The following is a 16758-nucleotide window of genomic DNA, read 5'->3' as shown; positions in this document are numbered from 1 at the left end:
GGCGCTTCTTCCGGGAGGAGCATGAAGGACAGCAACACCGACGCAGCACCCCAGGGGGCGTCTGCCTACGAACGCGCGGGGGTCAGTATCGACGCCGGACACCGCGCCGTTGAACTTATGAAAGGGGCCGTAGCCCGCACGCACGGCCCCGAAGTACTGGGGGGCATCGGCGGTTTCGGCGGTCTGTTCCGCGCTGCATTCGGCACCCTGACCGACCCGGTGCTGGTGGCCAGCACAGACGGCGTGGGAACCAAGACCAAGGTGGCCGTGCGGGTTGGGCGCTACGGCGGCCTGGGCGCCGACATCGTCAACCACTGCGTCAACGACATTCTGGTGCAGGGCGCCCGGCCGCTGTTCTTCCTCGATTATGTGGCCATGGGACGCCTCAAGCCCGAGGCCGTGGCCGAGGTCGTGACCGGCGCCGCCCAGGCCTGTGAAGCTCTGGGCGTGGCTCTGCTGGGCGGAGAGACCGCCGAGATGCCCGGCGTGTATGTCGAGGGTGAACTGGATATTGTGGGGACCATTGTCGGCGTCGTGGACCGGCCCCGACTCGTGGACGGTCAGCGCATTGAGGTCGGCGACAGTGTGATTGCGCTGCCCAGCTCAGGGCTGCATACCAACGGGTTCTCGCTGGCCCGCATGGCCCTGGACGGCCTCGACTGGGACGAGGCCAGAAGTGATCTGGGTGGTCAGTCCCTGGCCGAAGTTCTCCCAGTGCCGCACCGCAGCTACCTCCAGGCACACGCGGCGCTGGAATCGGCCGGGGTGGACATCCGGGGGATGGCGCACATCACAGGTGGCGGCCTGGTGGACAATCCGCCGCGGGTGTTTCCAGCTGGCATCGGCATGCGGGTAGACACCTCCTCCTGGAGCGTGCCGCCGCTGTTTGAACTGATCGTGCGTGAGGCGCAGGTCGAACGTCTGGAAGCGTTCCGTGCCCTGAATATGGGCGTGGGCTTCCTGTTTATTGTGCCGGCAGCGCAACGTGAGCAGGCGCTGCGGGTCCTCGCCTCAGCCGGCGAGCAGCCCTGGGTGATTGGCGAGATGATTGCCGGCCAGGGGGTCAGCTTTTCGGAAAGTGCCGCTGAAAACGGAGTCACCACTTGACCAGACGCCTTGCCCCCTTTGGCTTCACCGCGCCCGACCGGAGCGTCGCTACCGAATTCTGGGTGGTTCGTCATGGGGAAAGCACCTGGAACATGGACGGCCGTTACCAGGGGCAGACGGACGTGCCGCTGAGCCATGTGGGCGTGCTTCAGGCCGCCAGTCTCGCCGAGCGCCTGACCGGCCTGCATTTCGATGCGGTGTACACCAGTGACCTGATCCGCGCCTCCCAGACTGCCGATGCGGTGGCCGAGCGTCTGGCAGGGGCGCCAGTGGTCCAGCCGGACTACGCTCTGCGTGAGATCAACGTGGGCGAACTGGCTGGACTGGTCATTGCTGATATTCGCGCCCGCTATCCCGAGTACCTGGAGGCTCTGGCCCAGGATTCCTGGACCACCCGCCGCCCTGGCGGGGAGAGCATGGAAGACCTATTCGAGCGCTGTGGGGCGGCCTTCCACCGCCTGCGCGAGCGTCATCCTGGCCAGCGGGTGCTGGTCTTTACGCATGGCGGCGTGGTCCGGGTGGCTGTGGGCCTGGCGCTGGGCGGCGTTCCGGCACATGCCTGGTCGCGCCTGAGCGTCACGAACTCCAGCATCACGCGGGTGCTGCTGGGGCCCGACAGTGGAACGCTGCTGGGTTTCAATGACGATGCCCACCTGGAAAATCTGCTGGAGGCCACCGAGGCCGACGACGTGCTGGGGCAGTCTCCCTGAGCAGATTCCTCACAGGCCCTGTGCGCAGAGCCGGGCAGGTTGTAGGGTAAACACCGCCATGACCGTTTTTTCCGCCTGTCCTGTCCGGGGGACTCAGCCATGAGCCTGCCCGACACCCTGCTTGAGCGCTACCGCTCCGGCGATCTTCGTGCCCTGGCACGGGCCATCACCCTGGCCGAAGCAGGGCTGGAGGCTGCCCGTCCGCTGCTGCGTGCTGCGCGTGAAAAGTCGGCCAGCGGGGCCGCACACCGCGCGGTGGTGGTGGGGGTGACCGGCAGTCCCGGCAGTGGCAAAAGCACCCTGACCGACTCGCTGATTGCGGCGCTGCGGGCGCGCGGACAGCGGGTGGCCGTCCTGGCCGTGGACCCCAGCAGCCCTTACAGCGGCGGGGCGATTCTGGGTGACCGTATCCGGATGCTGCGCCACCACGCCGACAGCGGTGTCTTCGTGAGGTCTCTGGCCAGCCGGGGAGCCCTGGGTGGGCTTTCGGCGCGTACCATGCAGGTGCTGGCTCTCATGGACGGCGCTGGCTTCGACTGGGTGATTCTGGAAACCGTCGGGGTTGGGCAAAGTGAGGTGGACGTGGCCGCGGCGTGTGACCATACCCTGCTGGTCCTCACGCCGGCCGGAGGCGACGGGGTGCAGGCGTTCAAGGCCGGCATCATGGAGATTGCAGACGTGATTGCCGTGAATAAAAGTGACCTGCCGGGAGCGGACCGCACCGTCCGTGAGCTGATGGCCGCGCAGGGCCTGGGGGCTCACGACGAGCACACCTGGATGTCGCCTATCCGCAAAACCATCGCCTCTAAAGGCGAGGGCATAGACACAGTCATTGCAGCTGTCGAAAAGCACCGTGCCTGGCTTGGAGAAGAAGGCCTGCAGACCCGCCGCGAACGCCGCGCGGAATTCGAGGTGCGTTCTCTGGTGCAGGAGCGGCTGCTGCAGCGTGCCCGCAGCGCCGCACATGACCTTTATGCCCGGGTGGCCCGCGGCGAACTTGATGCCGACGCTGCCGCTGATACCCTGCTGACTGTGCAGGCATGAAGGCGCGGGCCTTTGCCCCCTGGCTGACTGGAGCCATCGCCGTGCAGCGCCTGCTGGAACTGCGGGTGGCCCGGGCCAACGAGCGCTGGGCCCGCGAACACGGCGCGCAGGAGTACGGGCAGAACCACTATCCGCTGTTTTTTGTGTTGCACCCGGCCTGGATGCTGGCCCTGCTGCTGGAGGGCCGCGCTGCTGGGGGACGCGTCAGGCTGTGGGCACTGCTGCTGTTCGTCCTGGCGCAGCCTTTGCGCCTGTGGGTCATCCGCAGTCTGGGGCGATACTGGAATACCCGCATTCTTATTGTTCCCGGAGGCGAGCGCGTTACGAGCGGGCCCTTCCGGTATGTCAAGCACCCCAACTACGCGGTGGTAGCCCTGGAACTGGCCACAGCGCCCCTGGCCCTGGGCGCGTGGCGCACGGCCCTGGCTTTCACCGTGCTGAACGCTGCGCTGCTTCTTCTGATCCGGATTCCAGCCGAGGAGCGGGCCCTGGCGGCCTACCGGCAGCAGTCCTGAATACTGGGACCATGACAGGAGGCCGCCTGAACTTACTCAGGCGGCCTCGTTATGTCCTGGATTCTGTGCTGATCAGGCGCTGCACCAGGTCAGAAGAACACCATCATTTTTTCACTGGTCAGGCAACGTGGGGGGTCCGGCGCTCCTCGCACAGGCCCCGTGGGGTATCTGCGACTGGTATGGCCGAGCGCACCTTGGTGTTCAGCAGTTCCAGCCGGGTCCGGCCCAGTCCACTTGACCGTTCGACAGCGGCGGCCACTACTGGCACCTCAAGCCCATGATGTGCCGCGAACAGCAGGCCCTGGAGCTCTGGAATTCCGCTGTCAAGCAAATGAGTGACCAGGACTGCAACGGCGCCTGAACCCTCGACTGGCAGCGCCACCTTCGTTTGATGGGCACGCAGGGGAATAACCATGGCCGGCACGCCTCGTAACCGGGCCAGGGTATTCATGAGCGCTTCGGTGCCCGGCAGCCCCAGCAGAAGGTCAAATTCCGGCAATGAGGCAGCAAAATCATCCGCCAGGTCCTGAACCGCAGCGGAATCTAGAGAGGCCAACTGCAGTTGCAGACGCTCAGCGCTGGGCAGCGCCTGCAGGACGGTATTGCGGAAGACGGCTGACATGGTCCAGTGTACCGTGAATTTTCTCACGCTACTAGCATCCGGACTCACACTTGCTGCGTGAGGCTGGCATGAACGGGCAGAAGAGCGTAGCGTACGGGCCTATGCAGGCACGCAGCGCCGTTACCGTTCCCGTAGCCCGGCACGCCACCGCCATTGCCGTGGCGGTAACAGCCGGGCACTTCATCAATGACGCGTACAGTGCCATGCTGACTCCGCTGACGCCTGCCTTGCAGGCCAAATATGGCGTCAGTATTGCGGCTGTTACTTTTCTGTCCAGTGTGTACTCATTGACCAGCAGTGTGCTGCAGCCTGTCCTGGGCATTCTTGGGGAGCGTATTGACCGGCGCTACGCGGCTGCACTGGGCCCGCTGATGACCGGTCTGGGCCTGACCATGATGGGCTTTGTTCCGTGGTTCGGCGCTCTGGTGCTGCTGGTGGCGGTTGCTGGGTTTGGCAGTGGATTCTTTCACCCGGCAGGAGCGGCCTATGTTGCGCAGCACAGCCCACCTGACAAACGGGGCTTATGGGCCAGTCTGTTCAGTGCAGGGGGCACCGGGGGCATGGCCCTGGGGCCAGTGTTCGCGGGAGTTGGCCTGACGCACCTGCCCTGGTTTGCGCTGATCGGGGCGGTGCTTGCCGCAGTGACCTTTGCCGTCACGCCCAGCGGGCGCCAGCAGTCCCGGCGGGTTGGCCTGCGCGAGTACGTAGGAATCTTCCGGGGGCCCATCGTCTGGCTGTGGGGCATGGCGGTGCTGCGGTCCCTGGCCAGCATGGGATACAACGCCATGCTGCCGTTCATGTTGCTGGCCAAGGGTTTCGGCGCCCGTGAGGTGGGCATCACGCTGGCTGTGTACTCGGTGGCCAGCGCCCTTGGAGGCATTCTTGGCGGCCGGTACAGCGACCGTTACGGCCGGACACCCGTGCTGCGGGCCGCCATCCTGACCACCATTCCTTTTTTCGCTGCGCTTATTCTGAGCAGCCCGGCGAACTGGTGGTTCTACCCTCTGACCTTCCTGGTCGGCGCAGCCGTGAACGCCAGCATTCCGGTTGGTGTGGTAACCGCGCAGGAGTATGCACCGGGCCACGTCGCGGTGGCCAGCAGCATCATGATGGGCTTTTCCTGGGGCTTTGCCGGATTACTGGTGTTTCTGGTGGGTGCCCTGGCTGACGTGACGACCCCACAGGCTGCAGCTATGGCCAGCCTGGCGCTGCTCATTCCCAGCGCCATGATCGCCTACCGGCTTCCAGAGCCCAAGCGAGCTGAGTTCGAGTAACGCGGTCTGTCAGGCCTGTAGGTGCAACCGACGCTCCGAAAGGACCGGCATCACCCCGGCGCAGCCGCAGCACCATCAGGCCAAGTGGCAGAGCCTGTTTTCCGCCTGGGTGGGAGCACAGATCACGCGGATAGACCGGAGCTTCGGCATACTGGGCCAGCTGCAGCGACCCTCTCACAGGAGCGGCCGCGGCGTGTCCTGAAGGCACCGGAATCAGATCAAGGACAGACAGGGGCAGGGAAAGGTGCTCACCCGCCCGAGTCTGCGCTGCGGCTATCTGTCCAGAACCTGAGCTGCCTTACGAGCGCACGGGCTGCGGATTTCACTGTCGCCTAGTTCAGTGAGGTTTCAGACACCCTGTGGTCCCGGCTGCCCGGCCTATCCTGGGCGCATGAGGTCCGGCCTTTGAACCACGACATTCCGGTGCTGCAGATCGGCCCCCAGGGCGAGGTGATGGCGCATGGCGTCGACGCCTGCGTGCACTGCGGCTTTTGTCTGCCTGCCTGCCCAACGTATACGCTCCTTGGTGACGAGATGGACAGCCCACGCGGGCGCATTGTCCTGATGAAGGAAGTCCTTGAAAGAGCCCTTCCTCTGGAGGACGCCGCACCCCACCTGGACCGCTGTCTGGGTTGCCTGGGCTGTGTCAGCGCCTGTCCCAGTGGGGTGCCGTACGGCGAACTGATCACCGCGTTCCGGGGATGGAGTGAGCCGCAGCGCCAGCGCTCTCCGCTGGACCGGGCCAAACGCTTCGCCATTCTCAAGGCCCTGCCGGCGCCCAAGCTGTTCAGCGTGGCCGCCCGCGTGGGACAGTACGCCAAACCATTGGGGCCCATGCTGCCCGCAGCACTTCGGGCGCCCCTTGACCTGCTGCCTGAATCGGTGCCGGCCATGCAGCCCAGTCCAGCGTTGACGCCCGCACAGGGACCCCGCCGGGGCCGCGTAGCGTTTCTCGTGGGCTGCGCACAGCAGGCGCTGGCCCCCAATTTCAACGCGGCGACCCTGCGGGTGCTGGCGCGCAACGGAATCGAGGTCGTCATCCCGGAAGGCCAGGGCTGCTGCGGAGCTGCGGCGCTGCACACCGGCGCACGGGACGAGGCCCTCAAACTGGTCCGCGCCAACCTGAAGGCCTTCAACCCTGATGACTACGACGCCATCTTGTCCAACGCCGCCGGTTGCGGCGCCGGCCTCAAGGAGTATCCGGCTGTGCTGCATGGGCTGCCCGACGAAGCGCAGGCCCGGGCCTTTTCTGCCAAGGTGCAGGACATCAGCGAGTATCTCTACGGCCTGCTGCGCAGCGGTGACCTGACAGCGCCCATGCCTGCTTCGCGCCCGCTGAAGGTCGCCTATCACGACGCCTGCCATCTGGCGCACGCGCAGGGCGTCCGTATGGCGCCCCGTCAGCTGCTGCGCTCCATTCCCGGCGTAGAGGTCATTGAAATTCCGGAAGGCGACCTGTGCTGCGGCTCAGCCGGAACCTACAACCTGGAGCAGCCGGAACTGGCTTCACAGCTCGGAGCCCGCAAGGCTGGCCATATCCTGGGCACCCAGCCGGATCTGGTCGTCAGCGGCAACATCGGTTGCCACACCCAGATTCAAAGTCACGTGCGCCGGCAGGGCAGCCGGGTGCCGGTCATGCACACGGTCGAACTGCTTGATCTGGCCTACAAGGGCGAACTGTGAGCCCGGAAAAACAGGGCCTGAAGCCAGGACTCAGCCGCTCACGTCCCCGGTCGGAAGGCAACGAGGCGCACCCGCTGGGAGCCGAACTAACCCGCCTGCTGGGGCCGCGCAAGGTCCTGTCCAGCCTTTCTGAGCGCCTGAACTACCGCTACGACGCCATTCAGTTCGGGGTGACGCCGGTCTGCGTGGTCCTGCCGGAAAGTACGGCCGATGTGGTGGCTGTGGTGAAAGCCGCCCGGCGTGCGGGGCTCCCCATCGTGGGCCGGGGCGCGGCCAGCGGCCTCAGCGGGGGCGCGGCCCCCATGGAGGAAGCGGTCGTGGTGTCATTTACCCGCATGACCGGCCTGCAGATTTTCCCAGAGAGGCGGGAGGCGGTGGCCCAGTCCGGGGTCATTACCCTGAAGGTCACCGAGGCGGCACGTCCACATGGACTGATCTATCCGCCTGATCCGGCCAGCTTCCGCACCAGCACCATCGGGGGGAATCTGGGGGAAAATGCGGGGGGGCCGCTGTGTTTCAAGTACGGCGTCACGGGTGATTACGTGCGCGGCCTGGAATTCGTGGATGCGGAGGGCGAGGTGTATACCCTCGAGCGGGACGCCTATGACCTGCCGGGCCTGTTGATCGGGTCCGAAGGCACCCTGGGCCTGATTACCTCCGCGACCCTGCGTCTGGCACCGCCCCCGGTACACACCCGCACCCTGCTGGCCAGCTTTGCAGAGGTTGGTGCATGTGCCGAGGCCGTCAGCGCGGCCATTGCTGCCGGCGCGGTGCCCAGCAAGCTGGAATTTATGGACCGCGCCTGCACCAACGCCGTAGAGGACTTTCTTCACCTGGACCTGCCGAGAGACGCCGAAGCTGTGCTGCTGGTCGACACCGACGGCGATGACCTGGAAACCGTTCAGGAAGAACTGGCCCTGGTGGAAGCTGCCTGCGTGGAGGCAGGTGGAAAGGTCCGCCGCGCCACCACCGACGCCGAAAGCGCTGCCCTGTGGCAGGCGCGGCGCAGCGTGTCGCCGGCCCTGGGCCGCATCCGCCCCCAGCGGATGAACGAGGACATCGTGGTGCCCCGCAGTGTCCTGCCGGAAGTCGTGCGCGAGATCCGGGCACTAGGGGATGCCAGCGGATTTCATCTGGTGCAGTTCGGGCACATCGGAGACGGAAACCTGCACCCCAACATCCTCTTCGATCCCCGGCGCGAATCCATGGAAGCCGTGCACGATCTGGCGCACCGGATTGCCCTGGTGGCTATCCGCTATGGCGGGGTACTGAGCGGTGAGCACGGTATCGGCACCATGAAACGAGCCTTTATGAATGACGCAGTTGACCCGGTTACCATGAGCGCCCTGCGGGACGTGAAAGCAGCCCTGGACCCCGCTGGTGCCCTGAACCCCGGCAAGCTGCTGCCCGATCCTCTTCCGGCCGTTTCTTCCCAGGAGCCCGCGCATGCCGGTTCTTGAGCTGTCTCCCGGAGACCAGACCGTGACCGTCAGTGGTGATACCCCGCTGCTGGAAGTCTACGCGGCCCTTCCTGCCGGGCTGTATCCGCCCTTCCCGCCGGTGGAACTGCCCGGCGGCGTCGGGGGACTGGTGGCCCGGGGCGGCTTCGCCCAGACGTTTTTCTTTGGAGCCGAGGTTCTGGGGGTCACCTTTCAGGCGCCCAGTGGCCGCACAGTGCACGCGGGCGGCAGGACCGTAAAGAACGTCCAGGGGTATGACCTGACCCGGCCTTTTGTCGGCAGTTTTGGCCTGCTGGGTGATGCACTGGAAGTAACACTCCGCTTGCGCCCCGGCCGGGTGGGCCGACAGGTGGTGGCATCTGCAACCCCGGAAGCAGGGCTTCAGTCAGGAGCTCGCTTTGCCTGGACACTCGACGGTCAGCTCCACCTGATGCACTTTGGCCACGCCCGCGAAGTAGAGCGTGCTCTGGCGTCACTCCCAGAAGTGCGGGAGATGCCGGCGACACTTGACCTGACCTCCCGGTTTCCGCGAGGCATGGGGGTAGGGGAGGGACCCGTGCGGGACCGGCGCTTTTCCTGGTCGGACGGGGCGGCCCGGCCACCGGTTCCCCCGTTGTTCGAGCGGCTGGCCTCTACGCTCTGAACTCGTTGGCGTCGCGCAGGGGAGAACGGTGGGCGCTTCTGAGTCTCCCGCGTTAGCACGTCAATCGTGGCACGCCAAGGCTGGGCATGGGTGTTCCTGCACTCGCAGGGAAGTTGGCGGGCCTCAGGTGATGCTGAAGGCACCTTCAGAGCTTGACCGAACGCCTGAGATGGTGGAGGCGCTGTGGGGTCTGGAAGGTGCCGGGCAACCATGTCCAATTGCGGACATGGTCCTGGCACCAGGGCGTATTCTGATGGGCGTGCAAAAGCAACTTGCCCTGATGGCTGCCCTGCTCCTGGGCACGGCAGGCGCGCAGACCGTAGATCTGCGCATCCTTGAGACCACTGACCTTCACAGCAATGCGCTGGGGTACGACTATTACCAGGACAAGCCCACTGGCGAGTTTGGCCTGGAGTACACCGCCACCCTTATCGAGAACGCCCGTAAGGAAAAGCGCAACACCCTGCTGTACGACAACGGCGACCTGATTCAGGGCAACCCCCTGGGTGATTACGTTGCCCGCGTCAACCCGCTTCGTGATGGCCAGAAGCACCCCATCCACGCCGCCATGGCCATATTGCGCTACGACGGGGGGAACCTGGGCAACCACGAGTTCAACTACGGCCTGGACTACCTCCAGCGGGTTCTCAAAAGCGCGCCAATGCCGTACGTCAGCGCGAACGTGTATCTCAATGACGGTGACAACAACCCCGACAATGACAAAAACGCCTTCACGCCGTACATGATTCAGCGCAAGCTGGTGTACGACACCAATGGCCGCCCCTACTTCATCAACGTCGGTGTCATCGGCTTGCTCCCCCCGCAGATCATGTTGTGGGACAAGAGCCACCTCGAAGGTAAAGTCACCACGCGTGACATTGTCGAGACTGCCCGCAAATTCATTCCGCAGATGAAAGCACAAGGGGCCGACATTGTCATAGCTATTGCTCACAGCGGCATCACTGCCGATTACCAGCCTGGGCAGGAGAACGTCGCCACGGAACTGACCAAGGTTCCAGGACTGGACGTGGTCCTCAGCGGCCACAGCCACCAGGAGTTCCCTGGCCCGGTGTACAAGAGCATTCCCGGCGCGGACATCACCAAAGGCACCATTAACGGCAAGCCCGTCGTGATGGCCGGCTTCTGGGGTAATGATCTGGGCATTATCGACCTGAAACTCAACTTTGACCGCAAAACTCAGAAGTGGACTATTGTTAACGGCACAGCCGCCATCCGTCCGATCTGGGACAAGACCGCCAAGAAGAATCTGGTCACTCCAAACCCGCGCATTGCTGCGGCCGTCAAACAGGCACACGAGGGAACCCTGGCTTTTGTGCGCAGCAAAGTCGCTGACCTGACTGCCCCGATCAACTCCTACTGGGCACTGGTGCAGGATGACCCCAGCGTACAGCTGGTGAGCAATGCCCAGACCGCTTACGTCAAGGCCGCGCTGAGCAACACGCAGTACAAGGACCTGCCAGTGCTGTCCGCCGCCGCACCCTTCAAGGCAGGCGGCCGCGGAGGAGTCAGCTATTACACCGATATCCCTGCCGGAACCTTAGCTATCAAGAACGTTGCAGACTTGTACGTGTACCCGAACACGGTTCAGGCGGTGCTTGTCACTGGAGCACAGGTCCAGGAGTGGCTGGAGCGCAGCGCTGGCCAGTTCAAGCAGATTGACCCCAGCAAGAAAGAGCCCCAGGCTCTGGTAGACGAATCCTTCCCCACCTACAACTTTGATGTCATCGACGGTGTCACCTACGAAATCGACGTGACCCAGCCCAGCCGGTATAACAGCAGAGGCGAGTTGGCCAACCCCAACGCCCGGCGCATCAAGAACCTGCAGTACCAGGGCAAGCCGATTGACCCGGCTGCGCAGTTCGTGGTGGCCACCAACAACTACCGCGCCAGCGGCGGCGGTTCCTTCCCAGGCCTGAATGGAAAAAACATCATCCTGCAGGCGCCGGACGAAACCCGTGAGGCGCTGGTCAAGTACTTCACCGAGCAGAAGACCGTGAACCCTACGGCTGACAATAACTGGAAGCTCACGCCAGTCCCAGGCGCGACAATCCTGTACGTCAGCAGCCCGAATGCCCAGAAGTACCTGCCCGCTGGCGCGACGCTCCTGCGCACGCGTGACGACGGATTCGCGGAGTACGCGATCAAATACTGAGAACAATGCGAAGGGGGGCACTACCGCGGTAGTGCCCCCCTTCCTCTTTGAGTTCAGATTATGGTTTTGTAGTCGCAATGATGTTTGCGCCGTCGTAGAACTCTACGACTCCCGTGATCATGTCCTGAACAACAAACGAAGTTGCATACGTGCCAGCAGCTGGGAAGACAATCTGGCCGCTGGAAATAACTGCGTCCCCTGTTCTTGAGGTGTCAATCCCAATAGCCGAGGGAAGTTCACGCGCAATGCCCTGATCATTGGAATTGTAGAACAACTCAATGATGCGGGTTTCGTTGACAGTCGTGCCGTCTATCTGCCACTGAGCGCCTGCAGGGGTTAGCTTGCTTGCGGCAAGCTCAAAGGTCGTTGCACGGTTGTAGCCCAGGCCTGCAATACCATTCTTGGCTCGATTGACTTCTACTTTCATTTCGCGGAAGCTGCTGAAGTTCGTGTCATCGGTGGCGGTCGCGCGCATTGTGTAATAGCCGTCAGGAAGATAAGGCTCGCCGTCCATCAGTACACCCGTGTTAAACAGACGGTATTGGATGCCTGCCTTGTTGACTGGAATGTTGTAGCTATACACGTTGGTATTGCAGTTCTGGCCGGGCAGCACCTCGGTCGGGTTACATACAAACCGCAGATTGATCTGCCGGACATTGTTGCTATCGCTGGCTTGAACGACAATGGCACTTTTGCGTGTCAGAACAGGACGAAGGGTATTGGAGCCCCCATAATAAGCGGGCATAAGGATGTTCAGTGCTGGTGCCTCATCAACACGGGACTTGTTGACAAAAGTACTAGTGGTCATGATGGTACTTGTATTAGTAGCCCCGCTCAACTGGACATTCGCCCTGGCGCGCAATGTGTAGGTGCCATTGATATACTGGGGAGAATTCAGATCAATCTGACTGCGAGCTTCCCAAAGTCCATCGTTCACTTTGACGATGTCGGCCTGCTGCACGGTGATGGTACGGTCACCCGAGTCCACAACTTCAATGGTGGTCTTGCCGTCCACAAATGTGAAGGGGGTGTTGTTCTGCTGGAACTGAACCACAATAGGCGCAATTCCTGTCACTTCGCCGCCATTCACAGGGTTTGTAATGCGGATGCTGGGGCTGACCTGGTTGGCGACATTCACCGTGGTAATGTTTGCAGTCTCACCCCGACGGTCCAGGGCGTCGATGGCGATTGCGCGAAGCTTCAGAGCGCCATCTGGATATTTCGTGGTGTCGATGTTGAACGTAACGGTCTCCTGAGTGCTGGAGTACGTGGTCGTGTCCACGATGCCCTTAGCATCCGTTACTTCCAGGATCAGCTGCTTTAGACCCACCCCTGCTGCTGCACCTGCAGACACCGTCACGCTCAGCGTGTTGCTGATAGGAGTAGTTGGATTGGTCTGGTAGCTGGAGTTGTTGACGATGATGGCTGGCTTTGGAGGCGCTGTAACGACGCCTCCTCCTTCAGATGGTTTCATGGATGTGAAAGTAAAAGGCAGAGCATTGGCGTTGTTAAACTGCACGGTGACTGGAAGTCCGGTTACGCTCGGGTTAGCTGCGAGGACCTTGCTGAACAGCTCTGAGTTATTGATGATCCGCGTAAGCGTGCGATCTGCGTACGTAGTACCTGCGTCGTTGAAGTTGCAGCTGGCGCTGGGATTAGCTGCCACGGCGGCGCACGTCAGCCCTGCTGGCAAAGTAAACGCGGCCAGATTGACGGTCTGTGTGGTGACAGCCTTTGTAGCGGGATCGTTCCAGGTAAGAACGGCAGAGTTGATGGTTGCTTCGCGGCTGCCCGCCTTGTTGGTAAAGGTGAAGGTAGTTGTGCCTGCCGTGTCGGTGGAGGCCATGGTGACACTTGTTTTGTCGGCAGTAACGTTGACGACCGACGCACCTGGAGTAGAGCTGCCACCATTGCAGGCTGCAAGCATCAGGGGCAGGGAGAGTAGGGCGAGTTTCTTCATTCTTGGTCCTCCGAGTTCGGGGCGTCTTTTAAGTGCGGGTTGAGAATGTAGAAGGCCAGGCGTTTCATGCCGGCGAGGAAGTCGACGTTTTCGACGATGACATTTCGCCATTCGTCGCTGAGCTCATGCTGGCCCGCGCGTTCCAGCGTTCGGGGCTGAATGACAACGGGTGCAAAATTGAGGATGCCCCGAACTCCTGCGTCCACCAGACTCTGGGCGGCGTCCTGGGCATGGTCGGGTGGAACAGCCAGGAACCCCATGTCGACGCGGTTGACCTCTACAAAGGACCGAAGGTCATTCATGTGCTGCACGGTCAGGCCGCGAATCTGCTGACCAATAACGGCTGGGTTGACATCGAACAGGGCCACATACTGAAACTGATAGTCGCTGGCGCCAGGGTAGTTGGCGATGGCCTGTCCAAGGCGACCGGTCCCGATGATGACCACGTTCCAGGTCTGATTGAGCCCCAGCACGCGCACCAGTTCTCGTTTGAGGATGGCCACCGTGTAGCCCATCCCGCGGGTTCCGAAGCGCCCGAAGTAGGCCAGATCCTTACGCACCTGAAAGGCGGTCACGCCGGCGCGTTCGGCAAGGTCGGTGCTGCTGGTGCGGCTGATGTCCTGCGCTTCAAGCTGTTCGAGGATGCGCAGGTAGGTGACGAGGCGGCTGATGGCGGCGGTGGGAATATCAGCCATATCAACGCACCCGGAACGAGTCGTGACCGGCAGCGCTGAGCTTCGATTCGGCATCGGTCAGGGCTGTGCCACTAAAGGGGCCAACCAGCACGGTTACCTTGCGGCCTTCCGGAGCGTTAACGCTGGGGGTGAACCCCGCGGCTCGCAGCTGCTCGACCAGCGTCTGAGCACTTTCGACGCGGTCGAAGGCGCCAACCTGCAGGTAGGCCGGGCTGCTGGCGGATGGCGGTGCTGCAGGTTCGGCCGGGGCAGGCACAGGCAGGGGAGGGGCTGGCGTGGCTGCTGCCGTATTGGTGCCTGTTGCAGGTGCGGGCGTCTGTACGGCGGGAGTTTGAGTTTGAGCCGCGGGCTCCTGCGCTGCGGGGGTTTGAGGGGTCTGGGGCGCAGGAGCCGTTTCTCCGGTCAGGCTGACGCCCCGGGGGGGATACAGCACGGCAGATGGAAACGCGCGCCGAATATCGGCGAGGGCACGGCGGGCGGTCGCCTCGTCAGCAAAGGGGCCAACCTGCGCGACATACTGACCGCCCAGATCAATCGGGTGCACGGTATAGCCCAGTCCGCTGACTCCGGCTGTCTGGGTGCGAACCGTCTGTTCTGTACCAAAGCTCCCGAGGCTGATGCGGTAGTCGCTGCGCAGGGGGACGCGCTGCTCAGCTGCGGGGACTGCTGCGGCTGGCGGGGGGCTGATGGTAATGGTCTCTGCAGCAGCGTTGCCAGTAGTTAAAGAGGTTGGAGGTGTTACTGGAGCCGCCGGTGTTTCGGGCAGGGTGGCCGCGCTGGGTACCTCGCTCTTCTCGGTCCCGGCTGCCGTGGGCGCTGGCTGCAAAGGAGCAGCAGCGACGGGGTCGGTGCCGGGCGTGGCCTCCGTGGTTACAGGGGCTGTCGTGGCTGGTGCCGGCACCTCCGTTGTGGTCGTCGGTTCGGGTTCGGGGGCGGCGGACGCCGGAGAAGTGGGAGGTGTCACCGCTTCGGCGGGCTCACTGGGTGGTGTGGCGGAAACGTTGTCTGTGCCAGGGGCGGCAGGAATGTCCGCTTCAACGGCTGCTGTCGAGGATTCCGTCTCGGCGGTGATGGTTGCGGCTGAGTTATTCCCCCTCATCAGCAGGGCACCAAACCCACCCAGCAGCAGGACCACCAGCACACTGATCATCAGATCGGGCCAGCGGCGTGCCATGCCCGGCGAGGGACGAGATCCGGCTACGTTAGGACGGCTCATTTCAGTGCCTCCTTGGCTTTGGCGTGGCCCAGGTTGGCCGCTGACTTGAATGACTGTCTGGATTCGGCCGTGCGCTGCTGGGAGCGCTGTGCCAACCCCAGCAGGTACCAGGCTTCGGCATGGCGGGGCGACTCGGTCACGAGGCCCCGTGCGATGGCTTCCGCCTCAGGGTACCGGGCCGTGGCCAGCAGGGCAGAGGCCAGATTCTGGCGTGCTGTGGGGGTGGGATCGAGTTTGACACTCTCGGCCAGGGCGTTGACGGCGGCGGCGTAGTCTTTCTGGGCGTAGGCACTCAAACCCAGCCAGAGTGCCGTGTCGGCACTGGGTACGCGCCGCAGGCTGCTTTGCAGAGCCGTCCGGGCCTGAGCGTACTGACGCTGCTGATAGGCGCTGACCCCCTGAATGTACAGGGCGCGGGCCAGGGTAGAAGCGTCGGGAGTGAGCCTCAGGGCCTGTGCTGCGTCCTTGGCAGCTTGTGCGGCCTGACCGAGCGACAGCCGTACGGCGGCCAGCCCGGTGCGGTAAGCCGCACTGTCCGGGGCAAGTTTCACAGCATTCTGGTAGGCCGTCAGTGCTCCGGGCCGGTCACCCCGCTGAGCGCGGAGTTCTCCCAGGCGGGCAAACGCCAGCGCATTGCGGGTGTCTTCCCGCGTGGCGTCCTGGGCAGCCAGGACAGCTCCACGGGTATCTCCCCGGGCTGCCAGGATGTCGGCCTTACGCAGCAGCACCTGGGCGCGGTCTCCACCATTGGTTACCCGGCCGGCGGCCGCGTCGAGTTCACGTACGGCACGGTCCGGCAGCCCCTGGGTGACATAGATGTCAGCCAGCAGCAACGCTGCGTCCACGCGTGCTGGAGCACGTTGGAGTAGAGCGTAGATACCGGGAAGCGCAGCCGTGCCCTGACCACTGAGGGCCCGCGCCTGTGCCAGACGGAACTGGGCATTCAGGTCGCCGGGCTCCAGCGTGGCCACCATTTCGAGGGTGGTGGTCAGGGCGGCGTAGTCGAGCCGGCGGGCCTGTTCGGTCGCCAGCGCTTCAAGAACCTGCCGCTGAGCGGCGGGCGGAGCCTGATCTTTCATCAGGCCCTGGGCGGCCGTGTACAGGCGCAGGGCCTCATCAAAGCGGCCCTGACGGGTGGCGATCACGCCAAGGTTGTATGGCCCTTCGTAACGATCTGGCGCAAGGGCCTGAAACTGGGTGAACTCGAACGCAGCGCCCTTTTCGTCATTCTGGGCCAGCAGCGTCAGGGCCAGCCCGAAATGCGCTTCGGGATGTGTGTAGTTCTGGGCAATAAGGCGCTCGAAGGCGGTCCGGGCCTGAGCATACTGACCAGCCTGAAACGCTGCCTGGGCCTGGGCAAGCAGGGTGCGCTGCGCGTCGGTCAGGGGCGTGATGGCCACAGCCGGCCTGGCCGTTTCAGCCGGAGTTGCTGGCGCCGGAGGAGCAGGCACCTTGGGTACGGTGGGGGATACAGCCGGAGTCTGGAGCAGCGTGTTCTGGATGCTGGTGGTCGTCACGACCTCAACCAGACCCTGTGCACTGGAAGGAGTCGTCAGGCCCAGAAAAAGGCCAAGCATAATCGTGCGTTTGGGGTGCGTCACTCGGAAGCCTCCTGAGATGCGGAAACGCCTGTAGGGTACCATTAATGCCTTTCCT

14 protein-coding genes are annotated in these 16758 nt (G+C 63.5%); 9 read left to right on the top strand and 5 right to left on the bottom strand.

Annotated elements, in window-relative coordinates:
• Window positions 1-21 precede the first annotated feature (21 nt).
• The 4 genes from purM to DEIDE_RS08155 all read left to right on the top strand — a co-directional run bounded on the left by purM (window position 22) and on the right by DEIDE_RS08155 (window position 3376).
• The gene (gene purM / locus DEIDE_RS08170) at window positions 22-1107 is read left to right on the top strand and encodes a phosphoribosylformylglycinamidine cyclo-ligase (RefSeq protein WP_012693481.1); all 1086 of its coding nucleotides are present in this window, start codon (window positions 22-24) and stop codon (window positions 1105-1107) included.
• The gene (locus DEIDE_RS08165; protein ID WP_012693480.1) at window positions 1104-1817 is read left to right on the top strand and encodes a histidine phosphatase family protein; all 714 of its coding nucleotides are present in this window, start codon (window positions 1104-1106) and stop codon (window positions 1815-1817) included. Before purM ends, DEIDE_RS08165 begins: the two co-directional genes overlap by 4 nt.
• 99 nt (window positions 1818-1916) lie before the next feature.
• Entirely contained in the window at window positions 1917-2861 is a 945-nt protein-coding gene (meaB, locus tag DEIDE_RS08160; protein ID WP_012693479.1) for a methylmalonyl Co-A mutase-associated GTPase MeaB, read from the top strand.
• The gene (locus tag DEIDE_RS08155) at window positions 2858-3376 is read left to right on the top strand and encodes an isoprenylcysteine carboxyl methyltransferase family protein (RefSeq protein ID WP_012693478.1); all 519 of its coding nucleotides are present in this window, start codon (window positions 2858-2860) and stop codon (window positions 3374-3376) included. Before meaB ends, DEIDE_RS08155 begins: the two co-directional genes overlap by 4 nt.
• Window positions 3377-3494: 118 nt before the next feature.
• Here DEIDE_RS08155 and DEIDE_RS08150 read toward each other — a convergent pair whose 3' ends face one another.
• A complete protein-coding gene (locus DEIDE_RS08150) occupies window positions 3495-3998 on the bottom strand; it encodes a hypothetical protein (protein WP_012693477.1) in 504 nt (167 codons plus the stop codon).
• A 101-nt stretch (window positions 3999-4099) separates the two neighbouring features.
• Between DEIDE_RS08150 and DEIDE_RS08145 the strand changes: the two genes are divergently transcribed.
• From DEIDE_RS08145 to cpdB, 5 genes are all read left to right on the top strand, one after another.
• Window positions 4100-5272: an MFS transporter gene (locus DEIDE_RS08145; RefSeq protein WP_041227180.1), complete on the top strand. Its 1173-nt coding sequence runs from the start codon at window positions 4100-4102 to the stop codon at window positions 5270-5272.
• 405 nt (window positions 5273-5677) lie between these two features.
• Entirely contained in the window at window positions 5678-6955 is a 1278-nt protein-coding gene (glcF, locus tag DEIDE_RS08140) for a glycolate oxidase subunit GlcF (RefSeq protein WP_012693475.1), read from the top strand.
• Window positions 6952-8415, top strand: coding sequence for an FAD-binding oxidoreductase (locus tag DEIDE_RS08135; RefSeq protein WP_012693474.1), 1464 nt, complete (start codon window positions 6952-6954; stop codon window positions 8413-8415). The genes glcF and DEIDE_RS08135 overlap by 4 nt, the downstream gene beginning before the upstream one ends.
• Complete coding sequence (locus tag DEIDE_RS08130; RefSeq protein WP_012693473.1) at window positions 8402-9058, top strand: FAD-binding oxidoreductase; 657 nt, start codon at window positions 8402-8404, stop codon at window positions 9056-9058. Before DEIDE_RS08135 ends, DEIDE_RS08130 begins: the two co-directional genes overlap by 14 nt.
• 253 nt (window positions 9059-9311) lie before the next feature.
• The gene (cpdB, locus tag DEIDE_RS08125; protein ID WP_012693472.1) at window positions 9312-11231 is read left to right on the top strand and encodes a 2',3'-cyclic-nucleotide 2'-phosphodiesterase; all 1920 of its coding nucleotides are present in this window, start codon (window positions 9312-9314) and stop codon (window positions 11229-11231) included.
• Window positions 11232-11289: 58 nt separating this feature from the next.
• Here the strand turns inward: cpdB and DEIDE_RS08120 are convergent, their stop codons facing one another.
• Genes DEIDE_RS08120 through DEIDE_RS08105 form a run of 4 tightly spaced genes read right to left on the bottom strand, consistent with a single transcriptional unit; the run spans window position 11290 to window position 16703 of the window.
• Entirely contained in the window at window positions 11290-13191 is a 1902-nt protein-coding gene (locus DEIDE_RS08120; RefSeq protein WP_012693471.1) for a hypothetical protein, read from the bottom strand.
• A complete protein-coding gene (locus tag DEIDE_RS08115) occupies window positions 13188-13886 on the bottom strand; it encodes a redox-sensing transcriptional repressor Rex (RefSeq protein ID WP_012693470.1) in 699 nt (232 codons plus the stop codon). The genes DEIDE_RS08120 and DEIDE_RS08115 overlap by 4 nt, the downstream gene beginning before the upstream one ends.
• 1 nt (window position 13887) lies before the next feature.
• Window positions 13888-15102 (bottom strand): SPOR domain-containing protein, encoded by a 1215-nt coding sequence (locus DEIDE_RS08110; RefSeq protein WP_012693469.1) that lies wholly within the window; start codon window positions 15100-15102, stop codon window positions 13888-13890.
• Window positions 15099-16703 (bottom strand): tetratricopeptide repeat protein, encoded by a 1605-nt coding sequence (locus DEIDE_RS08105; RefSeq protein WP_242402889.1) that lies wholly within the window; start codon window positions 16701-16703, stop codon window positions 15099-15101. The genes DEIDE_RS08110 and DEIDE_RS08105 overlap by 4 nt, the downstream gene beginning before the upstream one ends.
• Between the last annotated feature and the right edge of the window lie 55 nt (window positions 16704-16758).

The sequence above is a fragment of the Deinococcus deserti VCD115 genome (assembly GCF_000020685.1).
Classification (GTDB): Bacteria; Deinococcota; Deinococci; order Deinococcales; family Deinococcaceae; genus Deinococcus; species Deinococcus deserti.
The sequence above is the reverse complement of the archived record's forward strand: the minus strand, read 5'-3'. Positions and strand labels throughout refer to the sequence as shown.

Bases quoted from the DNA above. Each gene is read 5' to 3' on its own strand.
- purM (WP_012693481.1), top strand. From the start codon at position 22: ATGAAGGACAGCAACACCGACGCAGCACCCCAGGGGGCGTCTGCCTAC.
- meaB (WP_012693479.1), top strand. From the start codon at position 1,917: ATGAGCCTGCCCGACACCCTGCTTGAGCGCTACCGCTCCGGCGATCTT.
- DEIDE_RS08155 (WP_012693478.1), top strand. From the start codon at position 2,858: ATGAAGGCGCGGGCCTTTGCCCCCTGGCTGACTGGAGCCATCGCCGTG.
- DEIDE_RS08150 (WP_012693477.1), bottom strand. From the start codon at position 3,998: ATGTCAGCCGTCTTCCGCAATACCGTCCTGCAGGCGCTGCCCAGCGCT.
- DEIDE_RS08145 (WP_041227180.1), top strand. From the start codon at position 4,100: ATGCAGGCACGCAGCGCCGTTACCGTTCCCGTAGCCCGGCACGCCACC.
- DEIDE_RS08130 (WP_012693473.1), top strand. From the start codon at position 8,402: ATGCCGGTTCTTGAGCTGTCTCCCGGAGACCAGACCGTGACCGTCAGT.
- cpdB (WP_012693472.1), top strand. From the start codon at position 9,312: ATGGGCGTGCAAAAGCAACTTGCCCTGATGGCTGCCCTGCTCCTGGGC.
- DEIDE_RS08120 (WP_012693471.1), bottom strand. From the start codon at position 13,191: ATGAAGAAACTCGCCCTACTCTCCCTGCCCCTGATGCTTGCAGCCTGC.
- DEIDE_RS08115 (WP_012693470.1), bottom strand. From the start codon at position 13,886: ATGGCTGATATTCCCACCGCCGCCATCAGCCGCCTCGTCACCTACCTG.
- DEIDE_RS08110 (WP_012693469.1), bottom strand. From the start codon at position 15,102: ATGAGCCGTCCTAACGTAGCCGGATCTCGTCCCTCGCCGGGCATGGCA.